Origin of the sequence: Micromonospora sp. KC721 (genome assembly GCF_004348355.1) — a bacterium.
In the GTDB taxonomy this organism is placed as follows: Bacteria; Actinomycetota; Actinomycetes; order Mycobacteriales; family Micromonosporaceae; genus Micromonospora.
In genome coordinates, this window is record NZ_SMJY01000433.1 from 1 (window position 1) to 366 (window position 366).

Genomic DNA, 366 nt, shown 5'->3' on the forward strand with positions numbered 1-366 from the left:
CAACCAGGTGTCAGAGATCGACCGTTGCAAGCGGTGCGGTCGGGATCTGCTCGGCGGCGCGGCGGCCATCGTCGTCAACGAGGGCACGGCTCACTTCTCCGGTGTCGAGACCTGCGGCCGGCTCTGGGCGGCGCGGCGGCCATCGTCGTCAACGAGGGCACGGCTCACTTCTCCGGTGTCGAGACCTGCGGCCGGCTCTGGCTCTGTCCGGTCTGCGCTGCCAAGATCCGGGCTCGGTAACGAGATCGCTCGCTCCGACATGAAGGGCACCCGGCGTAAGACTTCGCGCACGCCGCTACAGATCCTCGCGGACTTCGGCACCGACGGCTTGGCCGCTGACCTCGATCTCTGGCACGAGTACGAGCG

At 68.0% G+C, this 366-nt stretch carries 1 protein-coding gene; it reads left to right on the forward strand.

Translation table 11 applies throughout. The features are described 5' to 3' along the window. Nucleotides 1–7: 7 nt before the first annotated feature. Nucleotides 8–366, forward strand: a 359-nt coding sequence (locus tag E1182_RS31830) for a hypothetical protein (RefSeq protein ID WP_207921591.1), incomplete at its 3' end; no start/stop codon positions are given.